The organism is Paraburkholderia sp. Clong3 (genome assembly GCF_050436485.1).
Lineage (GTDB): Bacteria > Pseudomonadota > Gammaproteobacteria > Burkholderiales > Burkholderiaceae > Paraburkholderia > Paraburkholderia tuberum.
Window position 1 is genome coordinate 2463814 of sequence record NZ_JBNDMH010000003.1, and the last position, 14466, is coordinate 2478279.

General features: G+C 63.6%; 15 protein-coding genes. 7 read left to right on the forward strand and 8 right to left on the reverse strand.

Annotation, left to right across the window (positions count from 1 at the left end; genetic code table 11):
• Positions 1 to 33 precede the first annotated feature (33 nt).
• The 3 genes from OKW30_RS34605 to OKW30_RS34615 are packed head-to-tail and all read right to left on the reverse strand — an operon-like array spanning position 34 to position 1220.
• On the reverse strand, positions 34 to 498 hold the full coding sequence (locus tag OKW30_RS34605; RefSeq protein ID WP_090806945.1) for an RbsD/FucU family protein: 465 nt from the start codon (positions 496 to 498) through the stop codon (positions 34 to 36).
• Between the two features lie 49 nt (positions 499 to 547).
• Complete coding sequence (locus OKW30_RS34610) at positions 548 to 829, reverse strand: hypothetical protein (protein ID WP_184063032.1); 282 nt, start codon at positions 827 to 829, stop codon at positions 548 to 550.
• A gap of 22 nt (positions 830 to 851) precedes the next feature.
• Positions 852 to 1220: a nuclear transport factor 2 family protein gene (locus tag OKW30_RS34615; RefSeq protein WP_176379337.1), complete on the reverse strand. Its 369-nt coding sequence runs from the start codon at positions 1218 to 1220 to the stop codon at positions 852 to 854.
• A gap of 285 nt (positions 1221 to 1505) precedes the next feature.
• Here OKW30_RS34615 and OKW30_RS34620 point away from each other — a divergent pair, with 285 nt between their 5' ends.
• The 6 genes from OKW30_RS34620 (at position 1506) to flhC (ending at position 5357) form a co-directional block, all read left to right on the forward strand.
• The gene (locus OKW30_RS34620; RefSeq protein WP_221307591.1) at positions 1506 to 1895 is read left to right on the forward strand and encodes a type II toxin-antitoxin system RelE/ParE family toxin; all 390 of its coding nucleotides are present in this window, start codon (positions 1506 to 1508) and stop codon (positions 1893 to 1895) included.
• Positions 1892 to 2194, forward strand: a complete 303-nt coding sequence (locus OKW30_RS34625; protein ID WP_018423436.1) for an addiction module antidote protein — start codon at positions 1892 to 1894, stop codon at positions 2192 to 2194. The genes OKW30_RS34620 and OKW30_RS34625 overlap by 4 nt, the downstream gene beginning before the upstream one ends.
• An 88-nt stretch (positions 2195 to 2282) precedes the next feature.
• Positions 2283 to 3131, forward strand: a complete 849-nt coding sequence (locus tag OKW30_RS34630) for a helix-turn-helix domain-containing protein (protein WP_184063034.1) — start codon at positions 2283 to 2285, stop codon at positions 3129 to 3131.
• 41 nt (positions 3132 to 3172) lie between these two features.
• Positions 3173 to 3709, forward strand: a complete 537-nt coding sequence (locus tag OKW30_RS34635) for a GNAT family N-acetyltransferase (RefSeq protein ID WP_184063036.1) — start codon at positions 3173 to 3175, stop codon at positions 3707 to 3709.
• Positions 3710 to 4452: 743 nt separating this feature from the next.
• Positions 4453 to 4773: a flagellar transcriptional regulator FlhD gene (gene flhD / locus OKW30_RS34640; protein ID WP_184007179.1), complete on the forward strand. Its 321-nt coding sequence runs from the start codon at positions 4453 to 4455 to the stop codon at positions 4771 to 4773.
• Positions 4774 to 4787: 14 nt separating this feature from the next.
• Entirely contained in the window at positions 4788 to 5357 is a 570-nt protein-coding gene (gene flhC / locus OKW30_RS34645; RefSeq protein WP_018423439.1) for a flagellar transcriptional regulator FlhC, read from the forward strand.
• A 139-nt stretch (positions 5358 to 5496) separates the two neighbouring features.
• Here the strand turns inward: flhC and OKW30_RS34650 are convergent, their stop codons facing one another.
• Genes OKW30_RS34650 through OKW30_RS34670 form a run of 5 tightly spaced genes read right to left on the reverse strand, consistent with a single transcriptional unit; the run spans position 5497 to position 13147 of the window.
• The gene (locus OKW30_RS34650; RefSeq protein ID WP_311539297.1) at positions 5497 to 6213 is read right to left on the reverse strand and encodes an Nramp family divalent metal transporter; all 717 of its coding nucleotides are present in this window, start codon (positions 6211 to 6213) and stop codon (positions 5497 to 5499) included.
• Positions 6116 to 7783, reverse strand: a complete 1668-nt coding sequence (locus OKW30_RS34655) for an efflux transporter outer membrane subunit (protein WP_429348856.1) — start codon at positions 7781 to 7783, stop codon at positions 6116 to 6118. Before OKW30_RS34655 ends, OKW30_RS34650 begins: the two co-directional genes overlap by 98 nt.
• A 13-nt stretch (positions 7784 to 7796) precedes the next feature.
• Positions 7797 to 10982, reverse strand: coding sequence for an efflux RND transporter permease subunit (locus tag OKW30_RS34660; protein WP_429348857.1), 3186 nt, complete (start codon positions 10980 to 10982; stop codon positions 7797 to 7799).
• 43 nt (positions 10983 to 11025) lie between these two features.
• A complete protein-coding gene (locus OKW30_RS34665; RefSeq protein ID WP_184025310.1) occupies positions 11026 to 12246 on the reverse strand; it encodes an efflux RND transporter periplasmic adaptor subunit in 1221 nt (406 codons plus the stop codon).
• 34 nt (positions 12247 to 12280) lie between these two features.
• Positions 12281 to 13147: an alpha/beta hydrolase gene (locus OKW30_RS34670; protein WP_184063042.1), complete on the reverse strand. Its 867-nt coding sequence runs from the start codon at positions 13145 to 13147 to the stop codon at positions 12281 to 12283.
• 175 nt (positions 13148 to 13322) lie between these two features.
• Here OKW30_RS34670 and OKW30_RS34675 point away from each other — a divergent pair, with 175 nt between their 5' ends.
• Entirely contained in the window at positions 13323 to 14327 is a 1005-nt protein-coding gene (locus tag OKW30_RS34675; protein WP_018423444.1) for a LysR family transcriptional regulator, read from the forward strand.
• Positions 14328 to 14466 lie beyond the last annotated feature (139 nt).

The following is a 14466-nucleotide window of genomic DNA, read 5'->3' on the forward strand; positions in this document are numbered from 1 at the left end:
TTTGTCGTGATGAATCGAGAAAGGTGGTAGCGACTATACGCGTGGCGCGTCCGGCGCGAGCAACACGCCCTTCGTGAATACGAAGCAGCCGTAGCCGCGCTCCTCGCCCGTCGCGATCACACAGTATGCCTGACGCGCACGCTCGTAAAACGCGAACCGCTCGATCGACACGAAGGGCACCTCGCGCCCCTCGCCCGCGTTGACCTCGGCTTGCGCTTCGCGCTGCACCGCGGGAATCGTGTGCGGCTCGCCAACCACTTCCATGCGCGACGCGGGATGCTCGATAAAGGTGTCGAGCGGCAGCACCGACAACACCGCGCGGATCGCGCGCGGCGAACTGACGCCGTCGAGACGCAGCGGCTTGCCGAGCACGGTATCGCGCGCGACGGCGTCGGCCGGGAAGTTGGCGTCGCAGATCACGAGCTCGTCGCCGTGGCCCATCGAGCGCAGCGCGTGCAGGATATCGGCGTTCAGTAGCGGGTCCAGATTTTTCAGCACGGGCTCTCCAGGTCGTTCGGTTGGGAACATGCTGCGGGGGTGTCACGCTTCATCCGCACGACGATCGATTGTAGCAAGCGCGCCGGACGTCTTGCGGCGCTGCGCACGCACCGCATTGCCAGCGCAGCCATCCGACCAAAGCGAGCAACACGAGCCCCGCGCCGCCGAGCACCGGCTCGCGCCAACCGAGCAGTGCGATGAACATGAACGCCCGCGCGCCGCCGAGCAGCGCGAAACCGGCGATCGCACTCGATAACGCATCGAGCGCGGCCGCGACGCGCAGCAACGCGAGATGGACTTGTGCGGGCTTGGCAGCGGCGGGCTGATGCATGATCGTCTCCGTGAAAAACGCCTCAGGCGGCGCCGGGGGTTTCGTCGAGAAAACCGGTGACCGCTTGCAGACGCCCATGCGCGTCCACCACGCCGAAGTCCGAGCCCTTCACGATCGCCTCGCCCGCGGGGGTCGTCAGTGCCCACGAGAAGCGCAGGCGATTCGCGAAGCCGTCGACGTCGGTCGTACGGCGAAACGTGTGATGCGGAAAACGCTCATGCACCGCGCGGATCATGGCGTCGATGCCATCGTGGCCCGCGCCCGCCAGCAGCGGGTCGCGATAGTCGGCATCGGCGCTCCACGTTGCCGCGATCAACTCGCGACGACGCGCGCCATCGGTCTCGTTCCAGGTATCGAAATAACGGTCGATCAAATCGGTATGCGCATTCATCTCAAACTCCTCGATTGACAGGACTGAGCACTTCGCGCGGCATACGCATCGCATGCGGCGGGCTCGGAATGAAGATTGACGACTCGCGCGCATTGCGTCGATTACGTGAGAGGTAATCAAGCGGATGCAGCCTTCGCTGTCACGCAGCGCTTTTCACTGTTTTTCTCGCCAAATAGGTCATTCGGCCGAGTCGTCAAAAAACCTTCGCACCGCTAACCTCAAGTGACTCATCGAAGCCCGCCGACGACATCGCGAGGCGGGCAATGCAATGAACAGGAGGACCGCTTGGACCGCTTTATCGAGACGCTTTTCTCGCTTGCACGACCGTATCCCCGGAGATACAATCATCCGCAGATCGAAACACCGCGCGTGTACACGATCAACTGCACCGAAGAGTTCGACCGTTGGCTTCACGGCCTCACCGACCTCAAGGCGAAGGCGCAAATTCTCGTGCGGCTCCGCCGCGCGGAACGCGGGCTTTTCGGTGACGCGAAGTTGCTGGAAAACGGCGTGTTCGAGATGCGCATCGATTGCGGGCCGGGTTACCGGGTCTACTACGCGCGCGAGGAACGCATGATGTATCTGCTGCTCTGCGGGGGTAACAAGTCCACGCAGCAGGCGGATATCAGGCATGCCGGAGCAATGTGGACAACCATCAGAAAGGAACGGTCATGAGCAAGATCAAAACGGCACGCTTCGATGCATCGAAGTACCTCGACAACGACGAAATGGTCGCGGCCTATCTGAACGCCGCCCTCGACGAAGGCGACTCCGATCTGCTGCTCGCCGCCATCGCGGATATCGCCAAGGCACGTGGCATCACGAAGATCGCCGCGGCAGCGGGCCTGGGCCGCGAAAGCCTCTACAAGACACTCGCGCCCGGCTCCAAGCCACGCATGGACACGGTCCTCAAACTGGCGAGTGCGATCGGCGTCAAATTCACTGCCGTGCCGTTGCGCCTGGCTGCCGCCTGAGCCGGGCACGCGTCTCGTTGACTGAAATTGGCGGGGCATTACCTCTCAGGTAATCGATTGCTTGCACGCTTTGACTATGATCGGTGGCATGAACACACTCTCTATTGCACAAGCGGCTCCATCATCCGCGCCGATCGGCACTCGGGCGGTCGGCGAACTTCTCCGCGAATGGCGGCAGCGGCGGCGCATGAGTCAGTTGCTGCTCGCCACGGAGGCTGACATTTCGACCCGCCATCTGAGCTTTGTCGAATCGGGGCGCGCGCTACCGAGCCGGGAAATGGTCATGCATCTCGCCGAGCGCCTCGACGTGCCGTTGCGCGCGCGCAATGCTCTGCTCGTCGCGGCCGGTTACGCGCCGCTGTTTCGCGAACGTCCCCTCTCCGACCCGCAGCTCGCCGCCGCACGCGAAGCCGTCGAACTGGTGCTCAAAGGACATGAGCCCTACCCGGCCCTCGCGATCGACCGGCACTGGACCATCGTCGCGACCAACAATGCGATTGCGCCGTTGTTGAGCGGCGCGAGTCCCGAACTGTTGAAGCCACCGGTCAACGCACTGCGCCTGAGTCTGCATCCGCATGGCATTGCGGCGTCGATCGTCAACTGGCATGCGTGGCGCGAGCATGTGCTGGGCCGCCTGCAACGGCAGATCGACGTCAGCGGCGACGACACGCTGAGCGCACTACGCGACGAACTGGCCGGCTACCCCGCGCCGCCGGATGCAGACGCCTCGACGCTGGACGATGCAGTCCTCAACCAGATCGCCGTGCCATTGCGGCTGCGTACGCCGCTTGGCGTGCTGTCGTTTTTCAGCACCACCACGGTGTTCGGCACGCCCGTGGACGTTACGCTGTCGGAACTCGCCATCGAGGCGTTCTTTCCGGCGGATCAGCAAACCGCGTCGGCGCTGCGCGAATTTGCCGAACACCAGCGCGGCTAGCCGCTCGCGTACCTCCACTCCACTCACCACGAATAAGTGAGATGTCCGTCAACGTCGACACCCTGCTGATCCGCCAACTCGGACCCGCCGACCGGGACGCCTATTTCCAGCTTCGTCTGCGCGGGCTGAAGGCGCACCCCGCTTCGTTCGGACAAAGCCACGACGAAGCGCTGGCGAAAGGCGCCGGGCAGCATGACGTGACACTGCAGGGCTCGGAGACGGAAGGCACGTTTCTGCTTGGCGCGTATGCGTCGGCCGACGCTCCGCTGATCGGCGTCGTCGGTCTGCTGCGCAATAAAGCCCACAAGGAGCGGCACAAGGCGAACGTGGTCGGCATGTATGTCGCACAGGAAGCGGCTGGTCGTGGGGTCGGGCGCGCGCTGCTCGGCGAGTTGCTGACGCGCGCGGCGCGCGTCCACGGTTTGCGACAGGTGCAGCTGACCGTGGGTAGCCGCAACGACGCGGCGCGCAGGCTGTACGAATCGCTCGGCTTTCGCAAATATGGGTGCGAAGTCGGCGCCTTGAACGTCGACGGGGTGTTTCATGACGAGGATCTGATGGCGCGATTCCTCGCATAGCGCCCTCGGAATCATTGACAACGCTTCCTTGCGGCCATTCCCGGCGCCTCGTCAACGTTGTAATGTCGTCCTATTGCACCGACATCATGTCAGGCAGCCTGCACGGCACTGGCTTCTCGCAGCCTCCGTCCGCAACGTGATCGGTACGCGTCTGCGACCGCTGTTCGGTCTCGGGGTCGCACGCGTGCGCCAGACCGGCTGCCCATCCTCATCGAGCCGTTACAAATCCGGCCCTCGTTTGCGTAGTTTGTAACGGGGGACGCTTCATACGGTTACAGGCTCCATCCGCCCCTCACGCGCCACCCAGCGCGAGTATTTATTACCGTCCATTCCATCGCTTTCTGTTCCTTTCTAATCCAAAACAAATTTACCGATCGCCGCGCGGTGCGGACGCACGTCTCGGACAGTCGCGTAGGATGCCCATCCAGCAAGGGTTTTCATGGAATAGAGGCCAGTGTCGAAAGAGCTATAAATTCACTTGGCATCATTCATTACAATGGCGTGAAAAACTTACCGAAAAATGATGTAGTTTTTTGAGATATTTTTTTGAGAAGGGATTGATTTCTGCTTTTAGCCTTCATACAATTCGTCCCGAGCTGTTACGAAATGTAACGTCTTGTATCAAATGTTCGCTGTCTGTAGCAAGTAGCAACATGTAGCCGGAGGCCGCGTTGCCGGCGAGGCAGAAAAGACATAACGGCGCAAAGCCGACATAGTAATTCGGGGCTTCGGAAACAGACAAAATGGACCGTAGCAGCGAGACGCTGGATTCAATCCGCGAGATCAACTTGTCTTACATCATGCTCGCGCAACGCATGTTGCGCGAGGACAAGCCGGTCGGAATGTTCCGGCTGGGACTGTCGTCGGAACTGGCTGACTTGCTTGCCGGGCTGTCGCTCGCGCAAATCGTCAAGCTGGCCGCTTCCGACCAGCTTTTGTGCTTCTTCCGCTTCAACGACCACGCGATGCTGTCGGCGTTGACGCAAACGACGAAGCACACCGCAGTTGCACCGACCCACACGGCGATCCTGCTTGCAGGCCAGCCCGCCGAGCAATTTGCCTGATCGAGGTGACTGCAATGCTCAAGCGAAGCCTGACCGAAGATGCACAGGAAGTATTTCGCGCGATCGCACTGATCGAACTCGGCGCCCGCATGCAGGTGCTCGAGAGCGAGCTGACGCTGTCGCGCGACCGTATGATCCGCCTGTATCGCGAGGTCAAGGGCGTATCGCCGCCCAAGGGCATGCTGCCGTTCTCGGCGGACTGGTACATGACGTGGCTCGCGAACATTCACGCGTCGCTGTTCTACAACACGTACCTGTTCCTCAAGAACGAAGCGCGCTGCTCGCATCTGGATGCGCTGACCAAGGGCTATCGGCTGTATCTCGAACACTGTCAGCACAGCGAAACCGAGCCGGTGCTCGATCTGACGCGCGCGTGGACGCTCGTGCGTTTCTTCGACGCCGACATCCTGCAGTTGACCAGATGCTGCCGCTGTACCGGCAAGTTCGTCGCGCACAAGCACGACCTGCAGCACAACGTCGTGTGCGGCGCCTGCCAGCCGCCGTCGCGTGCCGGCAAGACGAAGAAGGCAGCAGCCGCGCGCCGGGAAGCGCTCGACGCGGCGCAGGTTGCGCAGGCCGCTTGACCGATCGATTCGCCGTCGCGAGACGCGCTCGACCCGATTCAAACCGAAGCTCACATGATTCCGCGCAGTGATTGAACTGCGCGGATTTTTTTCGCCTTCGCGCCGGGCAGACCGGCGTGCCGAATACCGGTCGTTCAGATCAACCGGCCAGCCCCACCGTCTGGGCAACGAGCCACAGATTCGCCGCACTGATCGCAACAAACAGCGTCCACACGAGCAGGCGCGTCGGCAGCGTGTTGGCGAATTCGCCTATCAGCGAGCGGTCGCTAGTCATGCGGATCAGCGGATACAGCGCGAGCGCTCGCGTGATGAAGCGCCGCTGCCAGCACGGAATCTTCATTTTCAGGAAGCCTTCCATGATGACCTGCCCCGCCACCGTACCGGTGAACGTCGAGCTTTGTCCCGACGCGAGCAGCGTGATCGCGAACAGGAAGGCGGCGAAGCCGGTGCCGACGATCGGCGCTAGCAGCCGGTAGGCGTCCTCGATCTGCGTGACCTGGTCGTGGCCCGTCGCGTAAAACGCGGCGGCCGCGAGAATCAGGATCGCCATGTTGATCAGCGCCGCGATCACGAGCGATGCGATCGTGTCGATGCGTGACATGCCGATCGCCGAGCGGATGCTGGCCGGATCGCGCTTCACCGCGCGGGTCTGCACGATCGACGAGTGCAGATACAGGTTATGCGGCATCACCGTCGCGCCGAGAATGCCAAGCGTCGTTGATGAGGTCGATGAAGCGCTTGCCAACAGGCTTAGGAATTCAGCGCTTCGCCACCTGCTGCTGCGCTGAAACCGATGCGGCACCGGCCGCAGAGCCGGAAGCCGCAGCCAGCGAAGCCGCCGCGCCGCCGGAAGCACCAACCGGCACCGGCGCCGCCCCCACCGCCGTATCCCCCGCCGTCACATCGCCCCAACCGCCACCGAGCGCGCGAATCAGATTCACGGTCGCGACCGCCTGCGTGCCCGCCAGATGGCTCGCCTGCAATTGCGACTGCAGCACCTGCCGCTCGCCATCGATCACGTCGAGATAGCTGACCGCGCCCTCCGTGTACTGCGTGCGTGACAGATGCGCGGCGCGCTGCGACGCATCGACCGCGTCGTTCTGCTCGCGCATCTGATCGTCGAGCAAGCGCAGATCGGCAAGATTGTCCTCGACTTCACGGAACGCCACGAGCACCTGCTGGCGATATTGCGCGACGTCCTCGTCGTACTTCGAACGGGCCTGCGCGAGATTGGCCTTGCGACGGCCGCCGTCGAAGATCGGCACCGTCAGCGCGGTACCCGCGAACGGACCGAGGATGAACGCGCGGCTCGACCACATGAACAGATCGCCGAGCGTCGCCGATTCAAAGCCGAACGCGCCCGTGATGTCGAGCTTCGGGAAGAACGCCGACTTCGCGAGCCCGACGCGCGCGTTCGCTGCCTGCATCGCGCGTTCGGCTGCCGCGATGTCCGGCCTGCGTTCGAGCAGCGCCGACGGCAAACCCGGCGGCACGCGCACCGCCACCGGCGCGAGCGGTTGTTCCGCGAACGAGAAATCCGCGGGCGGCTTGCCGAGCAGAATCGCGAGGCTATGCTCCGAGGCCGCCCGTTGCCGCGCGACGCCGACCGCATCGGCACGCGCGCTCGCGAGCTCGTTACGCGAGCGCGACAGATCCAGCTCGCTGATATCGCCTTCCTTGAAGCGCCGCTCGACGAGCTTCAGCGTGTCCTCGCGCAACGCGACGGTGCGGCGATACAGATCCTGGTCGGTGTCGAGCTCGCGCAACTGGAAGTAGTTCTGCGCGACATCGGCCTGCAACGACAGCTGCACCGAGCGAAACAGCGCTTCGCTCTGCTGCTCGTCCGAGCGCGACGCGTTCACGTTCGAGCTGACCCGCCCGAACAGATCCGCCTCATACGACGCGCCGACCTGCGCGCGCCAGATCGTGCCCGTCGTGCCGCCCGCGCTGTCCGGCAGGAATTGCGACGCCGCCGACGCACGCTCGCGGGTCGGGCCGAAGCCCGCGTCGAACTTCGGGAACCAGTCGGACTTCGCCGCCTGCGTGACCGCGCGCGCCTGCTGCACGCGCGCTGCTGCGGCCTTCAGGTCCTGGTTCGCGGCGGCGGCCTGCTCTTCGAGCGCGTCGAGCTGCGGGTCGCCGAACACCTTCCACCATTCGCCACGCAGGGCGTCGTCGGCGGGCTGGGCCGGCTTCCACGTGCCGGTGTTTTGCGCCGACGCGGCCGAACCAGCCGCCACGCCCGACGCAGCCGCAGCCGACGTCGCCATCGCCGGCGCTTCCTTGAACGCCGCCGGCGTATCGACGTCGGGACGCTTGTACGTCGGCTCGACCGAACAAGCGGCCAGCAGGGCGATCAGCAAACCGCTCGCGGCCGCGCGGCCCCATCCGCGCAAAGATACAAAGCGAGATTCAAAGCGTTTCATTGTTGTTTTCTCCTCAGGCGTCCGTAACGGGCGCGCCGTAGCGCGGCGCATCCTTCTGCGCGACGTGAATCGTCCCGCCCGCGAGCGAACGCAGCACCACATAGAACACCGGCGTCAGCATCAGGCCGAACAGCGTGACGCCGAGCATGCCGAAGAACACCGCGACGCCCATCGCGTGACGCATCTCCGAGCCCGCGCCGCTCGACAACACCAGCGGCACCACGCCCATGATGAAGGCGATCGACGTCATCAGAATCGGCCGCAGACGCAGACGGCTCGCTTCGATCGCGGCCTGCAGCGGACTGCGTCCGTCGTGTTCGAGCTCACGCGCAAACTCGACGATCAGGATCGCGTTCTTCGCGGACAAGCCCACCAGTACCATCAAACCGATCTGCGTGAAGATGTTGTTGTCGCCGCCGGTGAGCCACACGCCGGTCAGCGCTGACAGCACGCTCATCGGCACGATCAGGATCACGGCGAGCGGCAGCGTCAGGCTTTCGTACAGCGCGGCGAGCACGAGGAACACGAGCAGCACGCTGATCGGGAACACCCACATGCCCGCATTGCCGGCGAGGATCTGCTGATACGTGAGATCGGTCCACTCGAGCTTCACGCCGCGCGGCAGCACCTCGGCGGCCACGCGTTCGGCCGCGGCCTGCGCCTGTCCCGACGAAAAGCCGGGCGCTGGGCCGCCGTTGATGTCGGCCGCCGTGTAGCCGTTGTAGCGCACCACCATCTCCGGTCCGTAGGTCGGCGTCACCGTGACGAGCGACGACAACGGCACCATCTCGCCCGCCGCGTTGCGCGTCTTCAGTTGCAGGATGTCGTCGGCGCGTTGACGGAACGGCGCATCCGCCTGCACGCGCACCTGATACACGCGACCGAAGCGGTTGAAGTCGTTCACGTACAGAGAGCCCAGATAGATCTGCATCGTGTCGAACACGTCCGTGACCGGCACGCCGAGCTGCTTCGCCTTCACGCGATCGAGATCGACGTTCAGCTGCGGCACGTTGATCTGATAGCTGGAGAAGGTCGGCCCAAGTTCGGGCGTTTGCGCCGCGCGCTTCACGAATGCTTCGGCAGCCTTGTTGAGTTCCGCGTAACCGAGCGCGCCGTGATCTTCGAGCTGCATCTTGAAGCCTCCGAGCGTGCCGAGCCCGAGCACCGGCGGCGGCGGGAACACCGCGACGAACGAGTCCTTGATCGCGCCGTACTGCCGATTCAGCGCACCGGCAATCGCGCCTGCCGAGAGCTTCCTGTTGCCGCGCTCCTTGAACGGCTTCAGCGTGACGAACACGATGCCCGCGCTCGAACTATTCGTGAAGCCATTCACCGACAGACCAGGGAAGGCCACCGCGCTTTCGACGCCCGGCTGCTTCAGCGCGATCGCGCTCATATCGCGGATCACCTTCTCCGTGCGATCGAGCGAGGCACCGTTCGGCAACTGCGCGAACGCGATCAGATACTCCTTGTCCTGCGCGGGCACGAAGCCGCCCGGCACGACCCGCGCCACCAATACGGTTGCACCGACGAGGATCGCGTACACCGCGAGCATCGCGCCCTTGCGGCTCAGCACGCCGGTCACGCCGCGGCCGTAGGCTTCCGAACCACGATGAAAGACCTTGTTGAAACGCTTGAAGAAGCCGCCGAGCACACGGTTCATCACACGCGTCAGCCAGTCTTCCTTCTCGCCGTGGCTGCGCAGCAGCAGCGCGGACAACGCCGGCGACAGGGTCAGCGAATTGAACGCCGAGATCACCGTCGAGATCGCGATGGTCATCGCGAACTGCTTGTAGAACTGGCCCGTGAGACCCGTCATGAACGCGAGCGGCACGAACACGGCGACGAGCGTCAGTGCAATCGCGATGATCGGCCCGCTCACTTCGCGCATCGCCTTGTAGGTCGCATCGCGCGCACTGAGCCCGCTCTCGATGTTGCGCTCGACGTTCTCCACCACGACGATCGCATCGTCGACCACGATGCCGATCGCGAGCACCATGCCGAACAGCGACAACGCGTTGATCGAGAAGCCGAACGCAAGCAGCAGCGAGAACGTACCGACGATCGACACCGGCACCGCGATCAACGGAATGATCGACGCGCGCCACGTCTGCAGGAACACGATCACGACGATCACGACCAGCGCGATCGCTTCGAGCAGCGTATGGATCACCGCCTCGATACTCGAACGCACGAACTGCGTCGGGTCGTAGACGATCCGGTATTCGACGCCGGCCGGCATGTCTTCGGCGAGTTCCTTCATCGCCGCGCGCACCTGCTCTGAAATCGCGAGCGAGTTCGCACCCGGCGCCTGATTGATCGCGAGCGCAACCGCGGGCTTATTGTCGAGCAGCGAACGCAGGCCATATTCCGACGCCGCGAGCTCGATCCGGGCGATATCGCGCAGATAGGTCACGCCGCCGTCGGGCGTGGTCTTCACGATGATGTCGCCGAATTCGCCCTCGGTCTTCAAACGGCCGCGCGCATTCACCGACAACTGCAACTGCGTGCCCGGCACCGACGGCGATGCACCGATCACACCGGCCGCGACCTGGATGTTCTGCTCGCGGATCGCGTTGACGACTTCGGTCGCCGTGAGACCGCGCTGCGCGACTTTCTGCGGATCGAGCCAGATACGCATTGCGTAATCGCCCGAGCCCCACAGCTGCACTTCGCCGACGCCCTGAATCCGCGCGAGCCGATCCTTCACGTTGAGCAGCGCGTAATTGCGCAGATACGTCATGTCGTAGCGATCGTTCGGCGAGATCAGGTGCACGACCATCGTCAGCGTCGGCGAACTCTTGATCGTCGTCACGCCGAGCCGCTGCACGTCTTCCGGCAGACGCGGCAGCGCCTGGTTGACGCGGTTCTGCACGAGCTGCGTCGCGAGGTCGGGATTGGTGCCGAGCTTGAACGTGACGGTCAGTGTCAGATTGCCGTCGCTATTGGCCTGCGACTGCATGTACAACATGTTCTCGACACCATTGATCTGCTCTTCGAGCGGCGCGGCGACCGCCTCGGCGATCACCTTCGGATTCGCGCCCGGATACTGCGCGTGCACCACCACCGAAGGCGGCACCACTTCCGGATACTCGGAAATGGGCAGCTTGAACAGCGAGATGATGCCCCCGAGCAGGATCAATACCGATAGCACGCCTGCGAAGATCGGGCGATCGATGAAGAATTTGGATATGTTCATTGGAAGCTCTTAACGTTGGAGCATGCGCGTTGGAGCATGCGGCTCACGAATTGCCTTTCGCGCCGGCCTCGGCCTTGGCACGCGACTGCGCGAGCGCTGCGCTGTTCGGGTCGTCGTCGGTCGTCATCGGCACCATGTGCGCTCGGACCGTATCGCCGGGACGCACGCGCTGAACGCCGTTGACGACGATCCGATCGCCCGGCTTCAAGCCATCCTTGACGACGCGCAGATTGCCTTGCATCGAACCCGTCGTGATCCCGCGATAAACGACGTGGTTGCCCTGATCGACGACCAGCACGAACTTCTTGTCCTGGTCGGTGCCGACCGCGGCATCGTCGATCAACAGCGCCGGATGCGGTGCGCTGCCCCCGACCTTGATGCGCGCGTAGAGGCCCGGAATCAGCGCGCCGTCCGCGTTGTCGAACTTCGCGCGCACGCGGATCGTGCCCGACGACGTGTCGAGCCGGTTGTCGACCGACTCGATCGTGCCGCTGCGCGAGTAGCCGGATTCATCGGCGAGACCGAGTTCGACCGGCACCTTGCTGCCGTCCTTCGCGCGGCTCAGGTATTGCAGGTAGGTCTGCTCGTCCGCGTCGAACGACGCGTAGATCGGCGACACCGACACGAGCGTCGTCAGCGGCACCGAACTCGCGCCCGCCGCCACCACGTTGCCGACCGTGATCTCCGCGCGCGACACGCGGCCCGACACCGGCGCGACGATCTTCGTGTAGCCGAGATTGATGCGCGCGGTTTCCAGTGCGGCTTGCGCGGCCTTCAGGTTCGCGCTCGCCTCGCGCGCGGCGTTCTGCTTCTCGTCGTAGTCGCGTTTGGCGATCGCGTTGTCGACGATCAGCCGTTGCGCGCGTTCCCAGTCGCTTTGCGTGTAGCCGGTGCGTGCCTGCGCGGCCGCGAGCTGCGCTTGCGCGCGATCGACTTCGGCCGCGTACGGACGCGGATCGATCACGAACAGCGTGTCGCCCTGCTTCACGAGCGCGCCGTCCTTGAAGTTGACTGACACGATCGTGCCCGGCACCTGCGAACGCACGTCCACTTTCTGCACGGCTTCGAGACGGCCCGAATACGACTGCCAGTCGGTGATCGTCTTCTGCACGACGGTCGCCACGTCTACTTCCGGCACGATGGTGGGTGCGGCCGGCGAGCTCGCATCGACACGAATCGCGCCGAACGTGCCAAGCCCGGCAAGAACGACGACGACCACGGCGGCTAACGCCACGCGGCGGCGGGAAAGAGGAAGGATAGTCATGTGTAGCTCCCGGTATCGTTGATTGAATTTCTGTTTATCGATGAGCGCGCGCGTCGAAGCGCCACTGGAAAAAGCGCACCGCTTCCTGCAAAGCGGGCGGATGATCGGCGAGCGCTGCGTGCGACACGCTCGGAAAGCGCACCACCTGGGTCTGCACGCCCGCGTCGATCAGATTGCTTGCATACTTCTCGGCCTCGACGTGCAGCACGTCGTTCTGCGCGGTCGCGATCAGCGTGGCCGGCAAGCCGGCGAGCCGCGACGATTCGAGCGGCGCCGCATACGGATGCATGCGCTGAGACGCTTGCGGCAGATACGCGCGATAACACGCGGCGCACTCGCGCGCGGTGATATCCGAACCGAGCCGCCGCTCGTCGCCGAGCCGCGTCAGGCTCGGATCCAGCATCGGGCCGAACAGCGCCTGCGCGCTGATCGGCACGTCGCCACGATCTCGCGCGATGAACGCGAGACAATTGGCGAGTTGGCCGCCCGCGTCATGGCCCGCCACACCGATCTTTCTGCTATTGCCACCAAACGCCCGCGCTCGCGTCTGCACCCACAGCGCCGCGCGATGCGCGTCTTCCGGCGCGGCCGGAAACGGAAACCGCGGCGCGAGCGAATAGCCGACCGACACCACGAGCGCCGGTAAGTGTTCTGCGAAATACCGCGCGGCGAAATCCGCGCACTCGATCGAACCCTTCGTAAAACCGCCGCCGTGAAAATAAAGCAGCACCGGCAATGCGGTTTTTTTCGTCAGCCGATACAGGCGCAACGTAATGGGTTGAGCGTACCCATCGATACCCACGTCGGTGACTTCAAGCGTTGCGTCATTGGCCTCAGCGCCAGTGTCTTCGGCGGAAACGCCGGTGGAAAAAGGCGGGTACGGCGATTTGAATGCATCCATGTCGAGCCGCGCAAATGCGCATAGAACTTCAATGGTCCGAATTGTGGGTTCGGCAGACTCGCAAATAAATGCCTATAATCCGGCAACACAATTCGGTGCCTTTGAACAATCCCGTTGTGATTGTTTTCGCGGACTCCATTCCCGCCTGTGCACCTGCCCCTTCTGGAGGTTTGCAATGGACCGGCTTCAGGCCATGCAAGTGTTCACGCGCGTCGTCGACACCAACAGCTTTACCCGCGCAGCGGAAACGCTCGACCTGCCGCGCGCATCGGTTACTACGATTATTCAGAACCTCGAAGCGTTTCTCGGCACGCGGCTGATGCACCGGACCACCCGCCGTCTGTCGCTGACGCCCGATGGCGCCGCGTACTACGAACGCTGCGTGCGCATCCTCGCGGATGTCGAAGAGACCGAGGCGAGTTTCCAGAGCGGCAACAAGAAGCCGCACGGCAAGCTACGCATCGACATGCCAGGCTCGATTGGCCGTCTGCTCGTCATTCCGTCGCTGTGCGAATTCCACACGCGCTATCCGGACATCGATCTGCAACTGGGCCTGACCGACCGGCCCGTCGATCTGCTGCAAGAAGGTGTCGATTGCGTGGTGCGTGTCGGCGCGTTGCAGGATTCGTCGCTGGTCGCGCGCCGCATCGGTCTGTTCGAGGGCGTGACCTGCGCGTCGCCCGACTACATCAAGCGCGCGGGCGTGCCCGCTTCGCTCGAAGATCTCGACAATCACAAAGCCGTCAACTACTTCTCGAGCCGCACGGGACGCACGCTCGACTGGGCGTTCCTGGTGAACGGCAACGAAGTGGAAGTGAAGATGAAAAGCATCGTGTCGGTCAACGACGCGGATGCCTACGTGACCTGCGGACTCGAAGGCTTCGGCCTGATTCAGCCGGCGCGCTTCATGGTGCTGCCGCATCTGGGCTCGGGTCAGCTCGTCGAAGTACTGCCGGACTTGAAACCCTTGCCGATGCCGATTTCGGCAGTCTATCCGCACAGTCGTCATCTGTCGCCGAAAGTCCGCGTTTTCGTAGACTGGATCGCGGAGCTGTTCGATCGTTGCCCATTGCTGAGCGGACGCGGCACTCTCGACGCCACCTGCACGAAGCGCACATTCGAGCAGCGCGAGTCCGCGCCGGCACTCGACACGCCGGTGATGACCGAATGGGTCGCATGAAGTACGGGAAGTGAAACAGTGAATTCCAGCCGCGGCGCCAATGCCGCGGCAACCGTGCAATCGCACGGCCCCGGTGAAGCCTCGCTCGCGATTGTTCCTGAATCGCGACAATTCATTTCGCAAACCCGCGATTTATCCA

Excerpts from the sequence above, each read along its gene's own strand:
- flhD (WP_184007179.1), top strand. The coding sequence starts at position 4,453 with ATGGACCGTAGCAGCGAGACGCTGGATTCAATCCGCGAGATCAACTTG.
- OKW30_RS34675 (WP_018423444.1), top strand. The coding sequence starts at position 13,323 with ATGGACCGGCTTCAGGCCATGCAAGTGTTCACGCGCGTCGTCGACACC.
- OKW30_RS34660 (WP_429348857.1), bottom strand. The coding sequence starts at position 10,982 with ATGAACATATCCAAATTCTTCATCGATCGCCCGATCTTCGCAGGCGTG.
- OKW30_RS34630 (WP_184063034.1), top strand. The coding sequence starts at position 2,283 with ATGAACACACTCTCTATTGCACAAGCGGCTCCATCATCCGCGCCGATC.
- OKW30_RS34615 (WP_176379337.1), bottom strand. The coding sequence starts at position 1,220 with ATGAATGCGCATACCGATTTGATCGACCGTTATTTCGATACCTGGAAC.
- flhC (WP_018423439.1), top strand. The coding sequence starts at position 4,788 with ATGCTCAAGCGAAGCCTGACCGAAGATGCACAGGAAGTATTTCGCGCG.
- OKW30_RS34670 (WP_184063042.1), bottom strand. The coding sequence starts at position 13,147 with ATGGATGCATTCAAATCGCCGTACCCGCCTTTTTCCACCGGCGTTTCC.
- OKW30_RS34610 (WP_184063032.1), bottom strand. The coding sequence starts at position 829 with ATGCATCAGCCCGCCGCTGCCAAGCCCGCACAAGTCCATCTCGCGTTG.
- OKW30_RS34655 (WP_429348856.1), bottom strand. The coding sequence starts at position 7,783 with ATGAAACGCTTTGAATCTCGCTTTGTATCTTTGCGCGGATGGGGCCGC.
- OKW30_RS34625 (WP_018423436.1), top strand. The coding sequence starts at position 1,892 with ATGAGCAAGATCAAAACGGCACGCTTCGATGCATCGAAGTACCTCGAC.
- OKW30_RS34665 (WP_184025310.1), bottom strand. The coding sequence starts at position 12,246 with ATGACTATCCTTCCTCTTTCCCGCCGCCGCGTGGCGTTAGCCGCCGTG.
- OKW30_RS34635 (WP_184063036.1), top strand. The coding sequence starts at position 3,173 with ATGTCCGTCAACGTCGACACCCTGCTGATCCGCCAACTCGGACCCGCC.